The organism is Rhodospirillaceae bacterium (genome assembly GCA_016712715.1).
Taxonomy (GTDB): domain Bacteria; phylum Pseudomonadota; class Alphaproteobacteria; order Dongiales; family Dongiaceae; genus Dongia.
The window spans coordinates 1330269-1353901 of sequence record JADJQM010000002.1 but is presented as its reverse complement, the minus strand read 5'-3'; the positions used below and the strand labels follow the sequence as shown (position 1 = coordinate 1353901).

23 protein-coding genes and 1 pseudogene are annotated in these 23633 nt (G+C 64.4%); 6 read left to right on the top strand and 18 right to left on the bottom strand.

What is annotated here, in order from left to right; genetic code table 11:
- Positions 1–58: 58 nt before the first annotated feature.
- Genes IPK59_17495 through rimP form a run of 3 tightly spaced genes read right to left on the bottom strand, consistent with a single transcriptional unit; the run spans position 59 to position 2835 of the window.
- Positions 59–739 (bottom strand): RNA-binding protein, encoded by a 681-nt coding sequence (locus IPK59_17495; GenBank protein MBK8160484.1) that lies wholly within the window; start codon positions 737–739, stop codon positions 59–61.
- A 51-nt stretch (positions 740–790) separates the two neighbouring features.
- On the bottom strand, positions 791–2317 hold the full coding sequence (gene nusA, locus IPK59_17490; protein MBK8160483.1) for a transcription termination/antitermination protein NusA: 1527 nt from the start codon (positions 2315–2317) through the stop codon (positions 791–793).
- A 17-nt stretch (positions 2318–2334) separates the two neighbouring features.
- The gene (rimP, locus tag IPK59_17485; GenBank protein MBK8160482.1) at positions 2335–2835 is read right to left on the bottom strand and encodes a ribosome maturation factor RimP; all 501 of its coding nucleotides are present in this window, start codon (positions 2833–2835) and stop codon (positions 2335–2337) included.
- A gap of 392 nt (positions 2836–3227) precedes the next feature.
- Between rimP and IPK59_17480 the strand changes: the two genes are divergently transcribed.
- Positions 3228–4094 (top strand): hypothetical protein, encoded by an 867-nt coding sequence (locus tag IPK59_17480; protein ID MBK8160481.1) that lies wholly within the window; start codon positions 3228–3230, stop codon positions 4092–4094.
- A gap of 32 nt (positions 4095–4126) precedes the next feature.
- Here IPK59_17480 and IPK59_17475 read toward each other — a convergent pair whose 3' ends face one another.
- Genes IPK59_17475 through IPK59_17460 form a run of 4 tightly spaced genes read right to left on the bottom strand, consistent with a single transcriptional unit; the run spans position 4127 to position 6510 of the window.
- Complete coding sequence (locus tag IPK59_17475) at positions 4127–4783, bottom strand: hypothetical protein (GenBank protein ID MBK8160480.1); 657 nt, start codon at positions 4781–4783, stop codon at positions 4127–4129.
- Positions 4695–5480, bottom strand: a complete 786-nt coding sequence (locus tag IPK59_17470) for a hypothetical protein (protein MBK8160479.1) — start codon at positions 5478–5480, stop codon at positions 4695–4697. Before IPK59_17470 ends, IPK59_17475 begins: the two co-directional genes overlap by 89 nt.
- Positions 5477–6142: a response regulator transcription factor gene (locus tag IPK59_17465; protein ID MBK8160478.1), complete on the bottom strand. Its 666-nt coding sequence runs from the start codon at positions 6140–6142 to the stop codon at positions 5477–5479. Before IPK59_17465 ends, IPK59_17470 begins: the two co-directional genes overlap by 4 nt.
- Positions 6139–6510, bottom strand: coding sequence for a PepSY domain-containing protein (locus tag IPK59_17460; protein MBK8160477.1), 372 nt, complete (start codon positions 6508–6510; stop codon positions 6139–6141). Before IPK59_17460 ends, IPK59_17465 begins: the two co-directional genes overlap by 4 nt.
- Before the next feature lie 182 nt (positions 6511–6692).
- Here IPK59_17460 and IPK59_17455 point away from each other — a divergent pair, with 182 nt between their 5' ends.
- From IPK59_17455 to IPK59_17445, 3 genes are read left to right on the top strand one after another with little or no spacing between them, the layout of a single operon-like run.
- Positions 6693–6998 (top strand): PepSY domain-containing protein, encoded by a 306-nt coding sequence (locus IPK59_17455; protein ID MBK8160476.1) that lies wholly within the window; start codon positions 6693–6695, stop codon positions 6996–6998.
- Positions 6998–7798: a hypothetical protein gene (locus IPK59_17450; protein MBK8160475.1), complete on the top strand. Its 801-nt coding sequence runs from the start codon at positions 6998–7000 to the stop codon at positions 7796–7798. The genes IPK59_17455 and IPK59_17450 overlap by 1 nt, the downstream gene beginning before the upstream one ends.
- Positions 7799–7810: 12 nt before the next feature.
- Entirely contained in the window at positions 7811–8275 is a 465-nt protein-coding gene (locus IPK59_17445) for a hypothetical protein (GenBank protein MBK8160474.1), read from the top strand.
- A 37-nt stretch (positions 8276–8312) separates the two neighbouring features.
- Here IPK59_17445 and IPK59_17440 read toward each other — a convergent pair whose 3' ends face one another.
- Both IPK59_17440 and IPK59_17435 read right to left on the bottom strand, forming a co-directional pair.
- The gene (locus IPK59_17440; protein ID MBK8160473.1) at positions 8313–9317 is read right to left on the bottom strand and encodes a Gfo/Idh/MocA family oxidoreductase; all 1005 of its coding nucleotides are present in this window, start codon (positions 9315–9317) and stop codon (positions 8313–8315) included.
- 12 nt (positions 9318–9329) lie between these two features.
- Positions 9330–10028, bottom strand: coding sequence for an aspartate/glutamate racemase family protein (locus IPK59_17435; GenBank protein MBK8160472.1), 699 nt, complete (start codon positions 10026–10028; stop codon positions 9330–9332).
- Between the two features lie 168 nt (positions 10029–10196).
- Between IPK59_17435 and IPK59_17430 the strand changes: the two genes are divergently transcribed.
- Positions 10197–11285 carry an aromatic ring-hydroxylating dioxygenase subunit alpha gene (locus IPK59_17430; protein MBK8160471.1) on the top strand — a complete coding sequence of 363 codons (1089 nt, stop codon included), beginning with the start codon at positions 10197–10199 and terminating at the stop codon, positions 11283–11285.
- Positions 11286–11413: 128 nt separating this feature from the next.
- A complete protein-coding gene (locus IPK59_17425; GenBank protein ID MBK8160470.1) occupies positions 11414–11917 on the top strand; it encodes a hypothetical protein in 504 nt (167 codons plus the stop codon).
- A gap of 10 nt (positions 11918–11927) precedes the next feature.
- Here the strand turns inward: IPK59_17425 and IPK59_17420 are convergent.
- The 9 genes and pseudogenes from IPK59_17420 to IPK59_17380 all read right to left on the bottom strand — a co-directional run bounded on the left by IPK59_17420 (position 11928) and on the right by IPK59_17380 (position 23516).
- Positions 11928–13417, bottom strand: a pseudogene (locus IPK59_17420) (tripartite tricarboxylate transporter permease).
- A 5-nt stretch (positions 13418–13422) separates the two neighbouring features.
- Positions 13423–13977, bottom strand: a complete 555-nt coding sequence (locus IPK59_17415; protein ID MBK8160469.1) for a tripartite tricarboxylate transporter TctB family protein — start codon at positions 13975–13977, stop codon at positions 13423–13425.
- The gene (locus IPK59_17410; GenBank protein ID MBK8160468.1) at positions 13974–14960 is read right to left on the bottom strand and encodes a tripartite tricarboxylate transporter substrate binding protein; all 987 of its coding nucleotides are present in this window, start codon (positions 14958–14960) and stop codon (positions 13974–13976) included. The genes IPK59_17415 and IPK59_17410 overlap by 4 nt, the downstream gene beginning before the upstream one ends.
- A gap of 599 nt (positions 14961–15559) precedes the next feature.
- A complete protein-coding gene (gene mutS / locus IPK59_17405) occupies positions 15560–18238 on the bottom strand; it encodes a DNA mismatch repair protein MutS (protein ID MBK8160467.1) in 2679 nt (892 codons plus the stop codon).
- Between the two features lie 66 nt (positions 18239–18304).
- Positions 18305–19132: an ABC transporter permease gene (locus tag IPK59_17400; protein MBK8160466.1), complete on the bottom strand. Its 828-nt coding sequence runs from the start codon at positions 19130–19132 to the stop codon at positions 18305–18307.
- Entirely contained in the window at positions 19132–20004 is an 873-nt protein-coding gene (locus tag IPK59_17395) for an ABC transporter permease (protein ID MBK8160465.1), read from the bottom strand. The genes IPK59_17400 and IPK59_17395 overlap by 1 nt, the downstream gene beginning before the upstream one ends.
- A complete protein-coding gene (locus IPK59_17390; protein ID MBK8160464.1) occupies positions 20001–21104 on the bottom strand; it encodes an ABC transporter ATP-binding protein in 1104 nt (367 codons plus the stop codon). The genes IPK59_17395 and IPK59_17390 overlap by 4 nt, the downstream gene beginning before the upstream one ends.
- Before the next feature lie 111 nt (positions 21105–21215).
- Positions 21216–22574, bottom strand: a complete 1359-nt coding sequence (locus IPK59_17385; GenBank protein MBK8160463.1) for an extracellular solute-binding protein — start codon at positions 22572–22574, stop codon at positions 21216–21218.
- Between the two features lie 147 nt (positions 22575–22721).
- Positions 22722–23516 carry a helix-turn-helix transcriptional regulator gene (locus IPK59_17380; protein ID MBK8160462.1) on the bottom strand — a complete coding sequence of 265 codons (795 nt, stop codon included), beginning with the start codon at positions 23514–23516 and terminating at the stop codon, positions 22722–22724.
- Between the last annotated feature and the right edge of the window lie 117 nt (positions 23517–23633).

Here is a 23633-nt window from a genome sequence, read left to right as displayed (position 1 = left end):
TAAAGTACGTCGTTAGGTAGACATCAGGTTGCGCCACAAGGGGCGTCGTCAAATCTCATTAAAGTGTCCCGGGCACAGCGGTACCTCCCGTGGAACCCACAGCCGGCATGAAGCCAGCATGGCGCCGCAGTGTGACACTCAGTCGATCGGCCATGCCGCCCGGCTTGACCGCCACATGGACCGCATGCAGCCGGCCCAGGGCCGGCGCCAGCGCTTCCGAGGGGAGCGGTGCCCATATCTCTACCCCAGGACCTGCCAGTCGCGCCAGCTTGCCCCGCCCTTCGGCGGCGCCATCGCTGGCTTCCAGGAGCAGTTTGACCTTGCCGGACCGAAGCGCGATCTCGACCTTGTCGAAGCCGGCGACCAGATGGCCCGATTTCTTGGCCAGGCCCAGCTGATCCAGCACCTGGCGTTCAAGAAGGGCTGCCACGCGGTCCGCCAAACCGGCATCCGCCTTGGCCTTGCCCTTGGTAACCTTGGTAAAGATGTGCTTCCGCACCGCTTCGTCCAGGGTCTTTCGATCCGCCGTCACCCAGAAGCCTCGGCCCGGCAGATCGCCCTTGAGGTCCGGCACAATATCACCAGTCGGTCCAGCCACGAAGCGGATCATCTGGCTCTTGTCGAGGACCTCGCGAGTCACGATGCAGGTGCGCGCCGGACCGGTCATTTCGCCCATCTCGGGAACAGACTCGTCCATATCCACCGCCGCCGGTTGGGTCTCGTCCGGTTGCGGGGTCATGACTGCCAGGTCCTGGTGATGGCTGCGATCCATTGCGCCTCGTTTTCCGCCTTACTTCTTCTCGTCGTCGAACCAATGGGCCCGCGCCGCCATGATGATGCCGTTGGCATCGTCGGCGGTGAGGTCGAATTCCTTGAGGATGCCGTCCTTCGAATCGACCAACTCGTCGGCGGCGAGGTCGGCGAGGTCGTCGAGGGTCTTCACACCCTTTTCGCCCAGAGCCACCAGCATCGGCGGGGTCAGCTTGTCGATGGCAGCGACCTCGTCGGTGACACCCAGTTCCTTGCGTTTCACCGTCGAGCGCTCCGATTCAGCTTCGATCCAGGCCTGGGCGCGGGCCTTCAACTCGCCCGCCACGTCGGTATCGAAACCTTCGATGCCGGCAAGGTCTTCGGTCGGCACAAACGCCACTTCCTCAACCGAGGCAAAGCCTTCGGTGACCAGCAGATGGGCGATGACGTCGTCGACGTCGAGGGCGTCCATGAAGGTCTGCGAGCGCGACTTGAACTCTTCCTGGCGGCGTTCGGATTCCTGGGCGTCGGTCAGGATATCGATGTCGAAACCGGTGAGCTGGGACGCGAGGCGCACATTCTGGCCGCGACGGCCGATCGCCAAACTAAGCTGGTCGTCCGGCACAACCACTTCAATGCGGCCGGTATCCTCGTCGATGACGACCTTGGAGACTTCGGCCGGCGCCAGGGCATTGACCACGAAGGTCGCCTGGTCCTGGCTCCAGGGAATGATGTCGATCTTTTCGCCCTGCAACTCCTGGACGACCGCCTGGACGCGGCTGCCGCGCATACCGACGCAGGCGCCGACGGGATCGATCCCGCTGTCATTCGACATGACGGCGATCTTGGCGCGGCTGCCAGGGTCGCGGGCCACCGACTTGATCTCGATGATGCCGTCATAGACTTCCGGGACTTCCTGGGCGAACAGCTTCGCCATGAAATCGGGATGGGTGCGGCTGAGGAAAATCTGCGGGCCACGCTGTTCTTCGCGGACGTCGAAGATGATGGCGCGGACACGATCGCCGGTGCGGAAGGTTTCGCGCGGCAGCAGCTCGTCACGGCGCAGCATGGCTTCGCCGCGGCCGAGATCGACCGTGATGTTGCCGAACTCGACGCGCTTCACGAGGCCGTTGATGACTTCGCCCTTCCGATCCTTGAACTCGTCGAACTGGCGCTTGCGCTCCGATTCACGCACTTTCTGGACGATGACCTGCTTCGCCGTCTGGGCGGCGATGCGGCCGAAATCGATGGGCGGCAATTCGTCGATGAGGAGGTCGCCCACCTTGGCATCGGCCTTGCGGCGCAGCGCCGACTTCACGGGGATCTGGGTCACCTCGTTCTCGACCACATCGACCACTTCCTGGACGCGGATCAGCTTGATCTCGCCCGTCTTGCGGTCGATCTGGGCGCGGATGTCGTGCTCGTGGCCGTATTTCGACCGGCCGGCCTTTTGGATCGCTTGCTCCATGGCGGTCAGCACATCGTCGCGGTCGATGCCCTTCTCGCGTGCGACCGCGTCAGCGACCTGCAGAAGCTCCATACGGGGAATGGCGATGCTCGTTTCCATAATGACCTCGGTTGGCGTCAATTCAATTCGGCGTCTGCGGCTGCCTCATGCGCTGCAATGAGCGCATCGGTCAGCACCAGTTTCGCCTTGGCGATTTGGTTGAGCGGCAGGGCAAGTTCGGCCCCTTCGCTGTCGATCTTCACATTCTCGTTGGCGACACCCTTGAGGATGCCCTTGAAGCGTTTGCGGCCCTCGATCGGCTCATGGGTCTCGATCTTGGCCTCGTGACCGGCATAGCGGTCAAAATCCTTGGGCCTGGTCAGCGGCCGGTCGATGCCGGGCGACGAGACTTCGAGGGAATAGGCGCCGGAAATCGGGTCCTCGACATCGAGGATGGCGGAAACGGCCCGGCTGACCCGCGCGCAATCCTCGACCGACATCACGCGCCCATCCTTGGGCTCGGCCATGATCTGCAGCACTTTCCGTGTATTGCCGGCAAGAGTCACCCGCACCAGCTCATAACCGAGAGCTTCGATGCTGGGGGAAATCAGGTCTGCAATGTGATCGGTCAAAGGCATGCAATCTGGTCGTTGAACTGGGTCGTGATCGGGTGGTGATCCCAGGAAAGGGCGCCCAAAAGGGACGCTGTGCCGAAAGCTGCCCAACAAAAAAGGCGGGCCGTTGGGCCCACCCTCTAGCTGGATCTCATCGGACCCTGGGATTTGCTCGGGAATATAGGCATTTCAAGGCGGGATGCAAGGACATTGTGGCGACCACCCGGCAACTGCCCGGTCCGATCGCTACGCCCTAAACCATTGAAATAGCGTGGATCTGTCAAGGTTGTGGCAACGGGCGCCCACCGTGATAGGGCGGGGCCAGCGGGCGGACGCATTGAACCGGGCCACCCGGCCGAACGACTACCCTCTCAAGGACGACACGGGATGATCCTCTTTTTGAAGGAGACAGCATCATGTCGACACGTTCAACCAAGACCGATCTGATCGAAACAAAGCGCCTCCTGGAGATCGGGAGCCAGGCCGACGCGATTATGCGGCTGGACAAGGCGGTCCTGGCACCGCCGCCGCCCGATGGCGGCCTGTTCTTCCCCGATAAAATCATCGCCGTGGCCGACCAGGACCCGCCGACCAAGGATGGTGGCAACCTTCATCCGGTGCCCGATCCGGTGTTCGGCGTTGGCGGCGACCCCTTCCCGATCGAAGGCACCAACGGCGGCGATGAACTTCATGGCAGCGAGTATGACGATATCATCAACGCCCATGGCGGCGACGATGACGTCTATGGCGGCGATGACCATGACACGATCGACCTTGGCGACGGCAATGATTACGCACTGGGCGAAGGCGGCAATGACTGGATCCAGGGCGGCGCCGGCAACGACAATATTCTCGGCGATTTCGTCGATGCCGACGGCACGCCGCTCGACGGCAACGACTTTCTCGACGGCGGCAGCGGCAACGACATCCTGTACGGTGCCGGTGGCGACGACATGCTGATGGGCGGCAGCGGCACCGACTTCCTGGATGGCGAAGACGGCGACGACATACTGGTCGGCACGTCGGGCGGTACCGACGAGATGTATGGCGGGGCCGGGGCCGACAGCTTCGTGAGCTTCGACAATAGCCAGCAGCACAATGTCTGGGACTATTCCGCGGATGAGGGCGACATGGTCGAGGGCGATTTCTGGACCTATAACGCCGGCTTGAATGTGACGGAGGTCCATCTCAACAATGGCCAGATCCCGTTCCTGCTGCATGATTACAATGCGGGTGTCAGCGGCATCAACCTCATCGCCTGGAATCCGGAGCCGTCGGCCTAGGGTCTAACCGGGCCGGGAGTTTGGGGCCGGGGTCAGGCGAGCGGCAGCCTGACCTCGGCCTGAAGCCCGCCCGCGGCCGCGTTGGCCAGCGTCAGCGAGCCGCCATAGGCGTCGAGCAGTTCACGGACGATGGCAAGACCCAAGCCGCTGCCGGCCACCCGTTCATCCAGGCGGAGGCCCCGCCGCCCGAGGGCTTCCAACGCAGCCTCGGGTACGCCCGGGCCATCGTCGCGGATCGTCACAACCGCCATGCCGCCATCCACGGCCGTCGCGACATGGACCTCGCCTTCCGCCCATTTCGCGGCGTTGTCGATGAGATTGCCGAGCAGTTCGGCAAGGTCATGGGGATCGATGGCGACGGGGCCGACCGCCGCCGGATCGACCTGCCAGGTGAGCCTTTCGCCATGGGGCGAGCGCTTGATGGTCTCGGTGATGCCGCGCAGCACCTTGGCCAGATCCGCCTGCGCATCCTGCCGGCGGGTGTTGGCCGCGACCCGCACCCGCGCCAGTTCATGATCGACATGGCGCTGCATGGCGTGCACCAGCTCCTCGATCTCGCCGGCGATCTCGGCCTCGCCGCGGCGGCGCAATTTGTCGGCATCATGGGCCAGCACCGTGAGCGGCGTCTTCAGGCCATGGGCTAGATCGGCCGCCCGCATGCGCGCGCGTTCGACCGTCTGGTCCTGCACGTCCAAGAGATCGTTGACTTCCTGCACCAGTGGCATGATCTCGTCCGGAAAATTTCCCGACAGGCGCCGTGCGCGTTGCGCGGATGGCGATGACGCCCTGGCGGATCGCCTCCAGCGGCTTCAGCCCGACATTGACCTGGGCCCAGGCGGCAGCGGTGAGGATGAGCGCCAGCACGATAAGGGCCGGGGCGATATCGGCGATGAAGGCATCGCGCGCCGTATCCAGTTCCTGCTGGTCGACGGCGACGACGATGCGCAGAACCCGCTCGGTGCCGCCCTGCGGGAACACGATGCGCCGTTCATAGGCGTGAAGTTCCTCGCCCTGCGGCCCTTGGAGCGCATAACGCTGGGGGCGGCCGATCTCGCCATCGGGCGGCGGCAGGGTGAGCACGACATCCCAGAGGGAGCGCGAGCGCAGCTTGGGGTGGTCGCCGCTCTCGACCTGCCAATAGAGACCGCCATAGGGTCGCTCGAAGCGCGGATCGGCCAAGGCGCGGGAGAGCGTCGGCATGCCGTCCGGCTGGAAGTCGATGGCGCCGGCGATCTGGGTGACAAAGGTGTGGAGTTCGAGGTTCACACGGCGCTCGACATGCCGGTCGAACAACGCTACCAGCCCCAGTCCCGCCATCACCAGGGCAAGGCCCACCGAGATCGCCGCCGCCAGCAGCAGGCGAAGGCGGAGCGAGCGTCGGCTCATGACTCGGGGCCGTTAATGATGTAGCCGAAGCCGCGCCGGGTTTCGATGAGGTCGGCCTTCAGCTTCTTGCGCACGCGCCCGACCAGCACCTCGATCGCGTTGCTGTCGCGCTCGAAATCCTGGGCGTAAAGATGCTCGGTCAACTCGATCTGCGTCACCACGCGGCCGGCATGGTGCATGAGATAGCTGAGCAACCGGTATTCCTGGGGCGACAGGTTGATCGGCTGGCCGTCCTGCACCACCCGCATCTGGCGGGGATCCAGCGAGAGGGAGCCGATGCTGAGGATGGTGGTGGCATTTCCCGCGGAACGGCGGATGATGGCCCGAAGGCGCGCCAGCAGCTCCGCCATATGGAAGGGCTTGGGCAGATATTCATCGGCGCCGCTGTCGATGCCCTCGACCCGTTCGCTCCAGCTGCCGCGCGCCGAGAGGATGAGGATCGGGAAGCGCCGATCATTGGCGCGCCATTTCTTCAGGATGGAGAGACCGTCCATGCGCGGCAGACCCAGATCGAGCACGACCGCGTCATACTCCTCGGTATCGCCCCGGAACCAGGCATCCTCGCCATCGGCCACCGCATCGACGATGTAGCCGGCCCCCTGCAGCGCCAGCGTGACTTCACCGGCGATGCGGGCATCGTCCTCAACCAGCAGGACCTTCATTCGTCGAATTCGATCGTGATGACGTCGCCGGTCCTGGCATCGACATCGATGTCGCGGACGCGGCCGTCGGCGTCGATGATCTCGATCTCATAAACCCAGGCGCCGCGTTTCCTTTCCAGCTCGATCTCGACCACGTCGCCGGTGAACTCGCCCTCGATCCGCGCCAGCACGGTCGAGAGCGGCAGTATCTCCTTGTTCTCGAGCGCCTTGCGCGCGGTCTCCTGATCATCTTCCTCCTCCGGCACGGGGGTCGGGCTGGCACTTTGCGCCAGCACCGGCTGTGCCGGCAGGAAGGCCGGCACCATGCTGAGGCACAGGGCCAAGGCCAGCAGTCGCGCAGGGTTTTTGGCGGGTGGGAAAAGCAACATGGCGGCAAGTCCAGTCTTTGGCAGGGATGATTTCACCCTAGATGGCAAAGCCAAGCTGACAAGTCGCTGACAGCTCAGGTTACCCGCCGTTCAGGTCGGCTCGCCTAGTGTGCCTGAACGCGGCGATCAACGCCAAGCCCGCCGCTCAGCTATCCCCCACCAAATAGTCCAGGGAGACGATCATGTGGAAGACAATGCAGCAAACGACCCTCGCGGCCGCCCTCTTCTTCGGCCTGAGCAGCCTGCCCGTCGTGGTGGGGCTGGCCGTCGCCAGCGACGATCATGTCTGCAAGGCACAGCAGAATGTCGCCACCATGACCCGCAGCGAGGCCGTCACCTTCGGTCAATCGCTGGGCTACAGCGTCACCAAGGTTGAAACCGAGCATGGCTGCTTCGAGCTGTCCGGCACCGACCGTAACGGGGCCAGCATCGAACTCACCATTAATCCCTATGGCGGCAAGATCCTGCCCGAGACCGGAGCGCATTGATGAACGCGCCGCTGCGCCATCCGCCCGTCCTGGAGCGCCGTCCGGACATGCTGGCATCGGCCCAAACCTGGCTGGTGCCGCAAGCCGACCAGGACGAGCCCATCGGGCGGCAGGCGCGGCGCCTGTTCCGGGCGCTGAGGCTCTATGACCGGCCGCGCCATCCGCGCGCCCGGTTGCTGCATGTGCCGGTCCTGCGCCAGATTGCCCTCGCCATTCATGCGCTTTACTGCCTCTGCCGTGTCGGCGGGGCCGTGAAGGCGCGCTTTGGGAAGTCGCACTGGCGCCAGCTCCTCGAGATCACCGATTTTGCCTTTCGCGACGGATTCGATGCCCAGACCTATTACATGCAGGAACTTTATGCCGAGCAGGGCGTCCGGCGTGCAACGCAGACGCTGACCCGCTTCGAGACCAAGAACGGGCTGCTCTCGGCATTGAAGCGGCTCGCCCCGCGCCGCGCGGCCGGAAGGTCACCGCTCGGCGACAAGCTCGCCTTTCATGCGCGCTGCCGCCGGCATGGCGTTGCCACCGTGCCGATCCTGCTCAGCGCCACGCGCGGACAATGCGAGATGCTCGACGGCATTGTCCCGGGCATAGACCTGTTCATGAAGCCACGCCATGGCAAGGGCGCGCGGGGTGCCGGCTTGCTGCGCCATCTTGGCGACAACCATTATCGCAGCGATGACGGCGGCATCTTTTCGACCGAGGCGATGCTGGCGGATCTTGCCCGGCGCTCGCTGGAAACGCCCTATCTGCTGCAGCCGCGCCTCACCAATCATCGCGACATCGCCGATCTTGCCTGAGATTCGCTGCTGGTGGTGCGGGTCATCACCTGCCTGGATGCCGACCATCAGCCCGTCGTCACCCACGGCATGCTGCGGCTGATCGGCAAGCTGGAGCCCCATTGGCACGACGCCACCGAATACGCAGCCCCCATCGACCTTGCGACCGGCCGCATGGGCGCCATGACCGGCGACAAGCTCGACGCCGCCCTCGACTGGCACCTCCATCATCCGGTGACGGGGGCACCTGTCGCCGGGCGCATCCTCGCCGCATGGCCCGCGGTGCGTGAGGCTGCCTGTACCGCCCACCGCGCCTTTACCGACCGCATCCTTCTCGGCTGGGACATTGCCGTGACGCCGCAGGGGATCGTGGTGATCGAAGGCAATGCGCTGCCCGACGTCGCCTTCCTGCAGCGCGTCCATCGCCAGCCGATCGGCAGCAGCAGGCTGGGGCCGCTGTTGCGGGGGTATCTCCAGCGGCTGGAGAGCGACGGCTAAACCACATCATGCCCGGGCATGACGGCCTGGCTTGAACCTACACAGTCTCCCACTTGCCGCTCTTCGCGGCGGCGAACATGGCGTCGATGACGCGCATGTTCAGAATCGCATCCTCGATCCCGAATTCGAGCTCCGTCTCGCCGCGGATGGCAGCCGAGAATACCTCGCCCTGCAAGGTGTATTGATCGCAGGCCGGCATCACTTCCGTGACGATGTTGGCACCGGTCAAATCCGAGCCGTCATCAATGCGCAGGGTGGTCGTCTGGTTGGGTGGGGCGTTGAACGGGATCATCACCTCGGCCCGCGCCTTGGTCCCCAAGATCTGCACATGCTGGCGCGGTACCAATTGCGTGGCGGTCGAGAAGACGAGGTGCCGGCCGCCGGGAAATTCGGCGATCGCGGAACTCAGGCGATCTGTCTTGAACTTGGGATCCCAATCGATGGCGGCGCTGACGCGGATGGGCTCGGCACCGAACACGAAGCGCGCGGTGACGATCGGATAGCAGCCGATGTCATAGAGCGCACCGCCGCCGATATCGCCCATGTTGCGCACATTGGCGGGATCGACATTGTAATAGGAGAAGACCGAACTGATCAGGCTGACCTCGCCCAGGCGCCCGGATTGCGCCAGCTCGCGGGCGCGGCGCCATTGCGGGTGATAGCGCACCATGAAGGCCTCGCTCACCAGCTTGCCGGCCTTCTTGGCGGCCTCGGTCAATTGCCGGGCCTCGGCGGCAGTCATGGCGATGGGCTTTTCACAGAGCACATGCTTGCCGGCGGCCAATGCATGCAGGGTCACCGGCACATGGAGATGATTGGGCAGCGGGTTATAGACCGCCTCGATCTCAGGGTCGGCGAGGAGCGCCTCATACGAGCCATAGGATCTGGGAATACCGAGTTTCGCCGCCGCTTCCTTCGCCCGTGCGGCGTCACGCGACGCGATGCCGACAATCTCGACGCCCTTCGCGCGCAGCATGGCCGGGATGACCTTTTTGACGCCGATATCGGCGGTGCTGACGATGCCCCATTTGACCGGTTTCATGGATTTCCCCTTCTAGATGGTGCCAAGCGCGCGGCCAAGGGCCGCTTCGGCATGCAAGGTGGTGGTGTCGAACAGCGGCACGGCGGAATCGGCATCCCCCACCAGCAGCATGATCTCGGTACAGCCGAGGATGATGGCCTCGGCCCCGGAATCGATCAATTGGCGTATGACGCCGCGATAGATCTCGCGCGAGGAATCGCGCACGATGCCCTTGACCAGTTCCTCATAGATGATGCGGTGGACCGCCGCGCGCCCCGCATCGTCCGGCACCAGAACCTCAAGCCCGAAATTGGCTTCCAGCCGCGACCGGTAGAAGGGCTGTTCCATGGTGAAGGCGGTGCCAAGAAGGCCGATGCGCGTCAATTTCCGCGCGACGATGGCAGCGCCGGTCGGATCGGCGATATGGAGCAGCGGGATCTTGACGCCGGCCTCGATCATGGGCGCCATGCGGTGCATGGTGTTGGAGCAGATCACCAGGAAGTCGGCGCCACCCCGTTCCAGGCGCTGCGCCGCATCGACCATGAGGGCGCTGGCCGCATCCCAATCACCTGCCTTCTGCAGGGCCTCTATCTCGCCGAAATCGAAGGAATAGATGAGCGAGCGCGCCGAATGCACCCCGCCCAGGCGCGCCTGCGCGCCGCGGTTGATGATGCGGTAGTATTCGGCAGTCGATTCCCAGGAGAGGCCGCCGATGAGGCCGATCAGAAGCATGGATGGGTTCCGGCAAAATGAGGTGGGCATAGGACCATAGCGGTTTCGGCGCGGCAACCCCGCTGCAATCCTTGCGACAGGGTCATGTGACCCGCGACAATGTATGAGCGCTGGCAAGGCGCCGCCTGCCTGATATGATACAGATGAATTTTAGCGGGATGATCGCCCATGGCACCGGATACAGGCACCCACACCGCGCCCAAGGTGGCGCAGATCGACGGCAAGACGACGCCGCTCTACACCTTGCCGGCGCGCTGGTATCACGACGCCGGCGTTTACGAGGCCGAGCGCTGGTCGATCTTCGCCGGCACCTGGCAATTCGTCTGCCGAGAAGCCGATCTGCCGCAGCCCGGCGATTACAGCGCGGTGAAGGTCGCCGGTTTCGACATCTTCATCCTGCGCGGCCGCGATGGCCAGCTGAAGGCGTTCCACAATCTCTGCTCCCACCGCGCGGCCCCCTTGTTCGCCGAAGGCACCGGTCATTGCGATGTCCTGCGCTGCCGCTATCACGGCTGGATGTTCGACCATGACGGCAAGCTGAAGGTGGCGCCACATTTCGGCGACTGCGACTGGTTCAAGAAGGATGAGAACGGGCTGAAGCCTGTGCGCCTCGATTCCTGGCGCGGCCTGCTGTTCGTCAACATCGACGGCAAAGCCGAACCGCTCCTCGATTTCCTCGGCGACGTGCCGGATCTGGTGGCCAGCTACCCGATCGAGAGCTTCACCAAGCGGGCCGATGAGGATTTCGCCATCAAGTGCAACTGGAAGACCTATACCGACAATTTCGTGGAAGGCTACCACATCCCCGGCATCCATCCCGGCCTCATCCAGTCGATCGATTTCAACGGCTTCGAGACGACCTACGGCAAGCATGTCGTGATCATGAAGGCGCCGCAGAAATCGGGCTCGATCTATGGCGGGCTGTGGCTGTGGATCTGGCCCAACATGACGCTCTCGGTCTATCCCGACGGCATGAACGCCTCGCGCATCGTGCCCCATGGACCGCGCTCGACCACGCTCCATTACAGCTTCTATTTCCAGAGCCTGGCGCCGGAACTGGCGGAAGCGCAGCAGAAGACCATCGATACCAATTGCCAGATCGTGCGCGAGGATTTCGGCATCTGCGAACAGTCCCAGGCCAATCTGGAAGGCGGCATCTACCAGCGCGGCCCCTTGAGCCCACGCCACGAAATGGGCGTGAAGTATTACCATGACGAGGTTCGTGCGGCGCTGGGCACGCAGGGGATCCGGGAGTAGCTGGCTTTGGCTCCGACGTCATCCCCGGGTTTGACCCGGGGATGACGATCTAGATCAATGAGGGGACCACCCATCACATTTCCGTGTCTGGACTAGGCCGGCGGAAAAATGTGGGCCACATTTCAGTGATGCAGATCCAACTCAAAGTCCTTGCCCTCACCCTCCTGGCACTTTCGGGGTGCGGCTACAATTCCGCGGCACCCGGCGGCATCGAGGAATCGGTGCGGAGCACCCTCAGTGCCGAGGATGAGAGCATCATCATCGTCACGGTGACCGATCCGCTGCCGGTCGCCGCCGCGCGCCTCATCGCCCCCGACGGCAGTATCACTGAGGCCTTTGCCATCGACCGCGACCGCCAGACCTATAGCGAGGGCGGTGGTGTGCGGCCCAATGTCGGCGTGGGGGTGAGCGGCGGCTCGAGCGGCGGCGTTTCGACCGGGATCGGCATCGGCTTCCCGATCTTCTCATCGGGCGGCGGCGCCACCCACCGCATCACCGAGAGCCGCGTACAGCTGCGCATTCCGGATCCCGCCGCCTATCGCCAGAACTGGCAGCGCTATGTGCTGGCGGTCGACCTCGATGACGGCGTCAACCGCCGCGCCTTCCAGACTGTCCCGCCCGCACCCCGCTAACCGCCCTGGGTTAACCGCGCGCGGCCTTGCTCCGGCGCAGGAGGTAGGGCCCGATGACGCAGGCGGCGGCAATCGCCAGCAGCAGCGCCGAGATCGGATGGGTGAAAAAGACGCTGACATCCCCTTGCGCAATCGCATAGGCGCGCCGGAACTGTTCTTCCGCCATCGGCCCCAGGATCAATCCCACCACCAGCGGCGCCACCGGATATTCGAACTGCCGCATGGCAAAGCCGACGAGGCCGATTCAGAGCAACAGCCACAAGTCGAACACCGAATTGTTGAGCGAATAGACGCCCAGCATCGAGAGCACCAGGATGCCGCCATAGAGCAGCGGCCGCGGGATGAGCAGCAGCTTCGCCCACAGCCCCACCAGCGGCAGATTGAGGACCAGCAGCATGAGATTGCCGAGATAGAGGCTGGCGATGAGCGCCCAGACCAGGGTGCTGTTGCTGGAGAACAGCATCGGCCCCGGCTGAATGCCGTATTGCTGGAACGCGGCAAGCAGGATGGCTGCGGTGGCCGAGGTCGGGAGGCCGAAGGAGAGCAGCGGCACCAGGACGCCAGCGACCGCCGCATTGTTGGCGGCCTCGGGACCGGCCACCGCCTCGATGGCGCCCTGGCCGAATTCCTCCGGCTTTTTCGCAAGCCGCTTTTCGATGAGATAGGAGAGGAAGGTGGGGATCTCGGTCCCGCCCGCCGGCAGCGAACCCAGCGGGAAACCCAGCGCCGTGCCGCGCAGCCACGGTTTCCAGGAGCGCGCCCAATCGCTTTCGACATCCACAGGCTGCCGACGACGCGGCTCAACTCCTCCGGCCGCCTTGCTTCGCGGAAGGCGACATGGAACGCCTCGCCCAGCGCAAAGAGGCCGACCGCCACCACCACGACATCGATGCCGTCCAGCAGCGGCAACTGGCCGAAGGTGAAGCGGGCCTGCCCTGTCTGCGTGTCGATGCCGATGAGGCCGATCGCAAGCCCCACGAACAACGCCGACATGCCGCGCAGGATGGAACTGCCGAGCAAAGCCGAGACGGTGACGAAGGCCAGCACCATCAGGCTGAAATATTCGGCCGGGCCGAACAGCAAAGCGATCCGGACCATGATCGGCGAGAGGAAGCTCAAGCCCACGGTGGCGATGGTGCCGGCGACGAAGGAGCCGATGGCGGCGGTGGCAAGGGCTGCTGCCGCACGGCCCTTCTTCGCCATCATATGCCCATCGATGGCGGTCACGATCGAGCCGGTCTCGCCTGGCACGTTCAAGAGTATCGAGGTGGTCGAGCTGCCATACATGGCGCCGTAATAGATGCCGCCGAAGATGATGAAGGCCGCGGTCGGATCGAGGTGATAAGTGACCGGCAGCAGTAGCGCGATGGTGAGTGCCGGGCCGATGCCGGGCAGCACACCGATGGCGGTGCCGAGGGTCACACCCAAGAGCGACCAGAGGAGATTGACTGGCGTGAAGGCGATGGCGAAGCCCTGCATCAGGCCGCTGAGGGTATCCATGACGGTTATTTTCCCCCAAGGATGCTGGCGAGAATGCCCGTGGGCAGCGGTAGGCCGAGGCCCTTGGTGAAGCCGAAGAAGGCGATGAGCACGACGATGAGGCCGACCAGCGCGTGTTTCCAGTTCCACCGCGCTGCAAAGCCGCGCGCGGTCAGGATAAACACTAGCCAGGCAGAGGGGATGAAGCCCAGGGTCTTGTAGCCAAGCGCGCCCACACAGAGGCCGGCCACCACCCAGAGGAGGGTCGGCCAGTCGCCGGGCTCGGTGACGTTCTCGGCATCGCTCACCGGGATGAGGGCACCTTCATGGGCGGCCCCCTGGCGGAGCGTGCGCCAGCCGGCCCAGGCGTTGGCAAGGCCCAGGATCATGAGCCCGCCGCCAATGAGGACCGGAAACAGGCGCGGCCCCAGCGTGTCCTGCCCCGGCAAGGTGCCCGTCCCGAAGGTCGTCACACAGATGCCGAGGCCGACGGCCAGCAGGACACCGCCGACCGCGATGCCCTGCCAGCGTTCGAAGCCGCCGGGCTGAACCCCGCCCGGCTGGTATTTCGGTGAGGTCACGAAACCAGACCGATTTCCTTGAGCACGGTGGTGACGCGTGCTTCTTCCTCGGTGAGGTAGGCGGCAAAATCGTCACCGGCGAGATAGGTGTCCATCCAGCCCTTGGTGGCCAGCGTCTGCTTCCAGCCATCAGACTTCACCATCTGGTCGACGGCGTCGAGCAGCGCCGCCTTGTCGCCATCGGCGAGTTCACCGGCACCGAACACGGCGCGCCAGTTGGCGAGTTCGACATCGATGCCGGACTCTTTCAGCGTCGGCGCATCGAGACCGGCCAGGCGCTCGCCGGACGAGATGCCGATGGCGCGGAGTTCGCCGGCCTTGATCTGGGCTTCGAATTCGCCGAGACCGCTGACGCCGCAGGTGACATGGCCGCCGACGATCGCCGCCAGCGCTTCGCCGCCGCCCGAGAAGGCGACATAGTTGAGCTTGGTGACATCGGCGCCCACCGCCTTGGCGATGAGGCCGGCGAGGATATGGTCGGTGCCACCGGCCGAGCCGCCGCCCCAGGAGACGGAACCGGTATCGGCTTTCAGCTTCGCGGTGAGGTCGGCCATGCTCTTCAATTCGGAGGCGGCCGGCACGACGATCACTTCATATTCGCCGGTGAGGCGCGCCAGGGGCGTCACATCCTTGAACGAGACCGGCGATTTGTTGGTGAGGATGGCGCCCAGCATGACGAGACCACCCACCAGCACGGCGCTCGCATCACCCTTGCGGTTGGCAAATTGCGCCAAGCCTACCGTGCCGCCGGCGCCGGCGACATTCTCGACCTGCACGGCCGTCACGATGCCGGCACCCTGCAGCACTTCCTGCATCGAGCGCGCGGTCTGGTCCCAGCCGCCGCCGGGCTTGGCCGGGGCCACCACGGTGAGGGCATCAATGGCGGCAAGGGCAGCGCCCGGCAGCAGCAGGCCACCGGCGGTGGCCAAAGCAGCGAGGGCCGCGCCCGTCTTCAGGGCTTGGCGGCGCGTCAGATTGTTCATGGTATCCTCCCGGTTCATGTTTCGCTTGAGCGCGCGCACCTCTCCCCAGAGACACGCGCACCGGCGTTTGAAGAACGCTCCAGACCGGACACTCCCCTGCCCGCATGGTGCTGGGGCAAACATTACAGTCTGAAACCGGGTGGTCAATGCAGGGATGCGCCCAGGTCTTGCCGGGGCTTTTGTCGGGGCTTTTGTCGGGGCGTTCGTCGGGCGATTGTTTTGGGAGGGCTTGGTGACGATCGCCCGCTAGCGGGCGAGGTTCGGCACGACCAGCGGCAAATTCTCCGCCTGGGCGTGAACCCCGCCGGCGACGAGGCCGGTCAGCAGCAGGATGCCCAACCCCAGCCGGGCCAGATTACGTAAGGTCATTGTGAAAACTCCGATCCGGGAATGACACAATGTATATTTCACATCTTTTCATGCATTCAAGCACATCGTTGGTGTGAATAGTTGATATAAACTCGCGGGGGCGTTAGAAAAACTTACGCGACGGCCAGGACGCGGCCCTGCCGGAAAAGAACTAATGATTTGAAATATATGAGATTTATGAGAACACAGGCAGAAACGGAGACCCGCGCCTGTATTTCACACGGCTTTGTTCAGGAGAGCAGGCCGCGCAGCTTGTAAAGCTGCTCCAGGGCTTCCCGGGGCGAGAGTTCGTCGGGATTGATCGCCTTGAGGCTGGCCTCGACCGCGCTGCCCTTGAGGGCCGGGGCGGCCGGAGCCTGCACGGAAAAGAGCGGCAGATCGTCGGTGAGGCGCGAAAGGGCACTGGCCTGGTCGCCCTTCTCCAGGGTGCTCAGCACTTCCTCGGCGCGGTGGATGGCGGCGGCGGGCAGGCCGGCGAGCTTGGCCACATGGATGCCGTAGGAGCGGTCGGCGGCCCCGGGTCCGATCTCGTGCAGGAACTTCACCTCGCCCTGCCATTCCATGACGCGCATCGTATAGGGCTTGAGCGCGCTGAGTGTCGCGGCAAGATGTGTCAGCTCATGGTAGTGCGTGGCGAAGAGGGCACGGCAGCCATTCACCTCGTGAAGATGTTCGAGGCACGCCCAGGCGATGGAGAGGCCATCGAAGGTCGCGGTCCCACGTCCGATCTCGTCGAGGATCACCAAGGAGCGCGGCGTGGCGCGGTTGAGGATCGCCGCCGTCTCCACCATCTCGACCATGAAGGTCGAGCGCCCGCGCGCAAGATCGTCGGCCGCCCCCACCCGACTGAACAGGCGATCGACGATGCCGATGCGGGCAGCTTTGGCCGGCACGTAACTGCCCATCTGGGCGAGGATCGCGATGAGCGCGTTCTGCCGCAGGAAGGTGGATTTGCCGGCCATGTTAGGGCCGGTCACCAGCCATAGGCGGCGTTCCGGCGAGAGGTCGCAATCGTTGGCGACGAAGCTGCCGCCTTGCGCGCGCAGGAGTGCTGCTTCCACCACCGGATGGCGCCCGGCGGTGATGATGAACTCGGCGCCTTCGTCGATCTCCGGCCGTACCCAATCGCCTTCGCGGGCGAGTTCGGCCAAGGCGGCCCCCACATCGATGAGGGCAAGGGCGCCTGCTGCCTTCGCGATCATCTCCTGCCGGCCGATGACCTCCGTGACCAGATCGTCGAACAGGCGCAGCTCAAGTGCCACGGCGCGGTCGCCAGCATGGACGATCTTGCTTTCAAGCTCGGCCAGCTCGCCGGTGGAAAACCGCATGGCATTGGCCATGCTCTGGCGGTGGATGAAGCGCGCATCGCCCTTCAGCTTCTCGGCATGGAGCGGGGTGATCTCGATGTAATAGCCGATGACATTGTTGTGCCGGACCTTGAGGCCGGAAATGCCGGTCTCGGTCTTGAGGCGCGCCTCCAGCTCCAGGATGAGCGTGCGCGAATCCTCCTTAAGGCCGCGGTATTCGTCGAGTTCGGCATGATAGCCCTTGGCGATGAAGCCGCCGTCGCGGTTGAGGAGCGGCAATTCCTCGGCCAGCGCCCGGCCGAGCCGTTCCACGAGATCTGCATGATGGCCAAGATCAGCATTGGCCGCCTGCAGCAGCGCCGGAATGGGCGCCAGGCGCTGCTTCTCGATGAGCGCCCGGAAATCGGCGGTGGCCAGCAATCCGTCGCGGATGGCGGCGAGATCACGCGGCCCGCCGCGCCCGGCGGTGAGGCGCGAGAGCGCGCGTTCGAGATCCGGCACGCGGCGCAAGGAATCGCGCAGGAGATTGCGGAGATCGTCTTCGCCGACGAGATATTGCACGAGGTCGAGCCGCGCGCTGATGCCCTCGACCTCGGTCAAGGGTGCCGCCAGCCAGTCGGAGAGCAGGCGCCCGCCGGCACCGGTGAGGCAGCGGTCTATGGCGGCCAGCAGCGAACCCTGGCGTTCGCCGTTGAGCGATCGGATGAGTTCGAGATTGCGCCTGGTCGCGGCGTCGATCTCCATGAGCGCACCATCGACCACCTGGCGCGGGGCGGAGAGGCGCGGCACGCGGCCCTGTTGCGTAAGTTCGACATAATCCAGCACGGCGCCGGCCGCCGCCACTTCGGCGCGGGTGAAGCTGCCGAAGGCATCCAAGGTCGCGGTGCCGAGGAATTTCTGCAGGCGCTTCCTGGCATTGTCGCTGTCGAAGCGCGCCGAGGGCAAGGGCGACAGGCGGCGCTTGTAATCGGCGAAGAATTCGAAGAGGTCGGGGCGCGCCAGCAACCGGTCGGCAATGAGGATCTCGGTGGGATCGAGCCTGGCCATCGCGGCCGCGAGATCGCGCTCGGAGACCTTCTGGACGAAGAAGCTGCCGGTCGAAATATCGACCCAGGCGAGACCCAGTTCGCCGCCGGCCTCGGTGACGGCGGCCAGGAAATTGTGCCGGCGCGCTTCGAGGAGCGCATCTTCGGTAAGCGTGCCCGGTGTGACGATGCGCGTCACAGCGCGCTTCACCACCGATTTGGAGCCGCGCTTCTTGGCTTCCGCCGGGTCTTCGACCTGTTCGCAGACCGCGACCTTGAAACCCTGGCGCACCAGCTTGGAAAGATAGGCCTCATGGGCATGGACCGGGACCCCGCACATGGGGATCTCCTCGCCAGCATGCCGCCCGCGCTTGGTCAGCGCAATGTCGAGGGCGGCCGAGGCCTTGACCGCATCCTCGAAGAACATCTCGTAGAAATCGCCCATCCGGTAGAACAGCAGCGCGTCCGGATGTTCGCGCTTGGCGCCGAGATACTGCGCCATCATCGGCGTCGCATCGGCTGACTCGCGCGCCCATTGGGGCGTTTCCACGGGACTATGTCCGGCTTTATCGTTCATGGCCGGCAGGCTTAGCATTGAGGGTGGGGATTCGCAAAGGCCCCTCCCCCTCCGTGCAGAGGGTTTCTACCCCTTCCGGCGCATCCGGTCGGCCAGGATCACCAGCAATATCCCCGGGATGAACACCACCGTGGCGATCGCCGGGTAGAGCGGCGAGGAGCCGGTGGCGATGCCGGAGAAGACGAAGGTGGGGAGCGTCCGGGTGGAGCCGGCGAGGCTGTAGGTGAGGTAGAAATTTCCCCAGCTCAGGAGGAAGGCGAAAATGCCGGCCGAGAAGATGCCCGGCCACAGCAGCGGCAGCGTGATGTAGCGATAGACGTCGAGGGTCGAAGCACCGCAATCCCGCGCCGCATCTTCGAGGGTGCTGTCGAAATTGAACACCTGCACCGCCACGATCACCATGGCGAACGGCGTGATGTAGACGACATGGCCGATGATCGCCGTCGTGACCCCGGTGGTGAAGTCGAAGGTCCGCCCCAGCACCGAGAACCACAGCAGCAGCACGATGCCGAGCAGCAATTGCGGGAAGGCCAAAGGCGCGGCGCTCAAGCCCGTGAAGGGGATGCGGAAACGGAAGCGATAGCGCACGGCGACGATGGCGGCCGCCGAACCGATCAAGGTCGCAAACAGGGTCGCCACCACGGCAATGACCGTCGAGTTATAGAGCGCATCGCCGGCACTGCTGTTCTGGAACAGGGAAGCATACCATTTCAGCGACACGCCCTCAAAGGGCAGGGTCGGATAGCGTCCCTCCTGGAACGAGAAGGCGATGAGCGTGAAGATCGGGATGTAGAAGAAGATGAGCACCGCGGCCGTGGTGCCGTAAAGGAGCAGATTGGCAAGCCGCGCCTCGGTGCGCGCATTCAGCCAGGGTGTCGGCGTCGGATAAGCCATCAGATGGGCCCCATATGACGCTTCAGGGAATAGACCCGGTTGAAGAGCAGCACGATGAACACCGCCACCACCATCAGCACCAAAGTGAGCGCCGCGCCCAGCGGCCAGTTGACGCGCGTCTCGAAGGTCTGGCGGATGAGTTCCGCCGACATCGGCGACTTGCCGCCGCCCAGCACCTTGGGCTCCAGGAACACGCCCACCGCGAGGAGGAAAATGAGCACCGACGCCGCCCAGATGCCGGGCCGCGCCAAGGGCAAAGTCACTTCCCAGAAGGCGCGGAACTTGCTGGCGCCGGCATCGTATGCGGCCAGGATCAGCGAGCGGTCGATGGCGTCGATCGAGAGATAGATGGTGAAGATGGCGAAGGCCAGGAGGTTATAGACCATGCCCAGCATGGTCGCCCAATCGGTGAAGAGGATGTTGACCGCGTCGCCCTCGAACCCCAAGCCGCGCGCGAGATAATTGGCAGCACCGTTCTTGTCGAGAAACAGCACCCAGCCGAAGGTCTTCAAGGTGGCGTCGGTCAGGAAGGCGAAGGTGATCAGCACCTTCACATGATCCTGGAAAGCCCTGAGGCGCGTCGCCAGCGCATAGGCCACCGGAAAGGCGATGAGCAGACACAGGATCACGCAGGTGATCGCCATGAACAGGGTGTGGCCGAGGATGGTCCAGTAATGCGGCTTGGTGAAGATGTCGGTCCAGGTTTCCAGCGACCAGGTCCAGGTCAGCTGGAAATTCTTGGTGCGCTGGAAGGTGAGCGCCACCGTCATCAGGAGGGGCGCCAGGAAGAAGCCGGTCTGCAGCAGCACGCTGGGCAGCGCCTTGGCAAAGAGCTCCGGATCGCGCCAGCTGCGGTCGATCTCGCCGCTCATGCCGCCACTCGCTCGCGGAACACATAGATGTCGCGCTTGGGAAAGCCCAGGCGCAAGGTGTCGCCGATCTCGGCCGGCTGGCGGGACGCACCCGGCAGTTCGAAGATGAGCGGCGACCCGTCGGCCATCGCGCTGCGGAACTGCACGGTGCCGCCCTTGCAGAACACTTCCGTGATGGTGACCTCAAGCGTGAAATCGGCGCTTTCATGGGGGGCGAGCGGTGTCAGCAATTCGGGGCGCACCATCAGCAAGGCAGGTCCCACCCCAAGTCCCGGCGCCACGAAGCTTGCCGGCACGCGCGGATCGGCGGCGGTGAGGCCAGGTGCCTGCAGCACGGCGCCCTGGGCATTGTTCTCGGCAATTTGCACCGGGATGAGGTTGGTATCGCCGATGAAGCCCGCCACGAAACTGTCGGCCGGGCGGTAATAGATGTCGTTGGGGCCACCCATCTGCAGGATTTCGCCCGCGCGCATGACGCAGATGCGGTCGGCGAGCATGATCGCTTCCTCGAGATCATGGGTCACATGCACGAAGGTGACGCCGACGCTGCGGTGGAGGCGTTTCAGTTCCGCCTGCAGCACTTTCTTCAGCTTGACGTCGAGGGCCGAGAGCGGCTCATCCAGCAGCAGCAGCTTTGGTTCCGAGATCATCGAGCGCGCGAGTGCCACGCGCTGCTGCTCGCCGCCGGACAATTGGCGCGGGAAGCGGCTGAGATATTCGGGCTTCAACTGCATGAGCTCGATCATCGCCATGACGCGTTTGGCGATGGTGGCTGGATCGACCTTCCGCAGCTTCAGCGGAAAACCGATATTGTCGGCGACCGTCATATGCGGGAAGAGCGCCAGTTTCTGGAACACCATGCTGGTGGGGCGCGCCGCCGCCGGCACGCCCAGCATGGGCTGGCCGTCGATGGCGATGGTGCCGGCGTCCGGCTCCTCGAAACCGGCGATGTGTTTGAGGAGGGTCGTCTTGCCGCAACCCGACGGGCCGACGAGGGCGATGAACTCACCCTGGGCCACGTCGAGCGAAACGCCCTTCAGTGCCTGATAGGCACCGAAGTTCTTTTTGAGATCGCGGATCTCGAGGATGTTGCGCGCCATGCCGGCCCTGTGTGTTTTCTTGTTTTTGGGTTCGTCACAATAAACGCCCCCGGCCGACCCGCAAAGGTCGAATCCGGGGGCGCGAGATAAGCGCGTCCGGTCAGCCGGCGATTACTGCGCCGCCGCCAGCTCTTCCTGCCAGATCGCCAGCATCTCGTCGATCTGCGGGGCGATGCGGTGCATCTGGGAATTGTCCCAGGCGTGCCACATGTAATCGGTCTGCAGGATGCTCTTTTCCTCATCCGAATAGAGCTCTTCCACCGACTTATTGGTCACCACGTTGCAGGTGGTGTCGAGGAGCGAGAGCACGTGGCCCGCTTCCTTGGAGACGACATGCTTCAGGAGCTTCTGCGCGAGGTCCGGCTGGTCGGTTTCCTTGACGATGGCGGTCGCCTCGACCCAGATGATTCCCTGCTTCAAACCGTTCTTGGGGTCGGGCACGGTGGCGATGATGTTCTTGTGACCCTGCTTCCTGACCGCCGAGGTGAGATAGGACCCGGCACCGATGCAGCCCAGCAGCGAACCGTCGAGCAGGCCCTTCTGCGCCTGGGTCAAATCGGCCACCAGCGTGCGCGTGTTCTTGAACATGGCGCGCAGCACCTTGCGTATTTCCTCGAGCGCCGCGGCATCGAGTTCCTGATAGGGATCGATGCCGGCATGGAGCGCCATGGGTAGGATCGGCCAATCGCCCCAATCCATGACGCAGATCTTGTCCTTGTTCTTGGCGTCGAACACCGGGTCGTAGCTCTTCCAATCGTCGGGATTGGTGATGTCGGTGTTGATGCAGCCGCCGACCCAGCCCCAGCGTGTGGCGACACCGATGGTCTTGCCGTCGTTCAGCAGCGGTTCGAAGGGCGGCTTGAACTGGTCGTAGAAGCTTGCATAGACGTCGGCGTAATCGTCCGGGTTGAGTTCGAGGGCGAGGCCCGCCGGGCCCATGCGCGTGATCCACGGCATGTCGGAGGAGACGATGTCGATCTCGCGCGAGGCGCCGGCCTGGAGTTTCGCAAAACCGCCCGGTGAATCGACGATGAGGTCGAAGGCGATGTCGACATCGTTGGCGGCCTTGAACGGGTCGATGATGCGGGGGTCGTTATAGCCTTCCCAGGCCATGTAGCTCATCTGCGTGGCGGCCCGCGCGGGCTTGCCGAAGCTCAAGCCCGACATGGCGGCGACACCCGCCGCGGCGCCGGCGGATTTCAACAGGCGACGGCGCGTCATGCCAGCGTCGTCCAAACCCATGGCGCGGATCTGGTTCTGATAGAATTGCGGCAGGTCACTGTACCAGGACATCTCGGAATCCCTCCCTTGAAACGTGCGGCCATGAAAGATGCGGGCTGGCCGGATGTTGCGCGAATGCGTCTTCTGGGCCGCCGCAAAGCCAAGGGCATCTTGGCCCCTTTCGCTGGCACTGGCGATATCCCCGGGGAGATAGAACGGACTGACGGGATATTGCCGGCACGGTCTCATCCCCTCTCCCCTCGCGGGAGAGGGTCAGGGTGAGGGGGTGGTCAGTTCGAGCGCGCTGGACGCCCCCTCACCGGCTCGCTTTGCTCGCCACCCTCTCCCGCGAGGGGAGAGGGCTCAAAATCGCAGGCTACCAACGAGCGTGTGTTTCTACCCCACGAAACTCAAAAACGCCGCGAACAGCTCCGCCTGGGTCGACAATCCCAGCTTCCGGTAGATGTTCTTGCGGTGAACCTTCACGGTGCCGGCCGAGATGTCGAGGAGATGCGCCACCGAGCCCGTCGAATGGCCCTGGAGGATGAGCGAGACGATCTGGCGTTCCCGCTCGGAGAGCTGCCTCGCACCGAATTCCGTATAGGCCGCGGTCACTTGCGCGGCATCCCGGTGGCGCGGCCGCGTCAGGCTGGCGGGGGCGGTAATGCTCGCCCAATGCCTGGAGCAAAGGCCGGAGATCGCCGGGGCCAAGGCCTGCAGCAGATCCATATCCGACCGGCCCAAGGCCGGCCCCGCATCCCACCGCGCCAGGGAGAGAACACCGGTCGCGTCCGCCAGCGGGAAATAGAAGCCGACCTCTTCGCGGATTCCGGTCAAGCTGTAATGTGTGCGGAAATATTCGCTCTGGCGGAAGCGGTCGGGGGCGATGTCGCGCAATCGGTAGCAGCCGGCCTGCACACCCGCCGCCACCTTCTGGAAGAAGGGGTCGAGCACATAGGGGGCCGCGCAATAGGCGTTGATCACCACCTGGCGCTGCGGTGCCGGCAAGGTGTCGCCCAGCGCCAGCGGTCGCCCGGTGCCACGATAGGCGAAGACCATCAGGAAGTCGAAATGGATGAGCCGCGTCACCGAGCGCAGCAGCGTCGGCCCGAAACTGTCCTGGTCGAGGTTCGCAACTAGATCGGCCACGCCGCGATTCCATTGTTCCAGCAGCTGGCTGGAGCGGGTCATCGGCAGGCGCCGCGCTTCCAGCGACGCAGCCTCCGGCGCTATCGCTTTGGAGATATGGGGTCGCGCATGGGTCAGGGTCTATACTCCGCCAATCGGCCAGTTTCTTGCCGCGGGCTG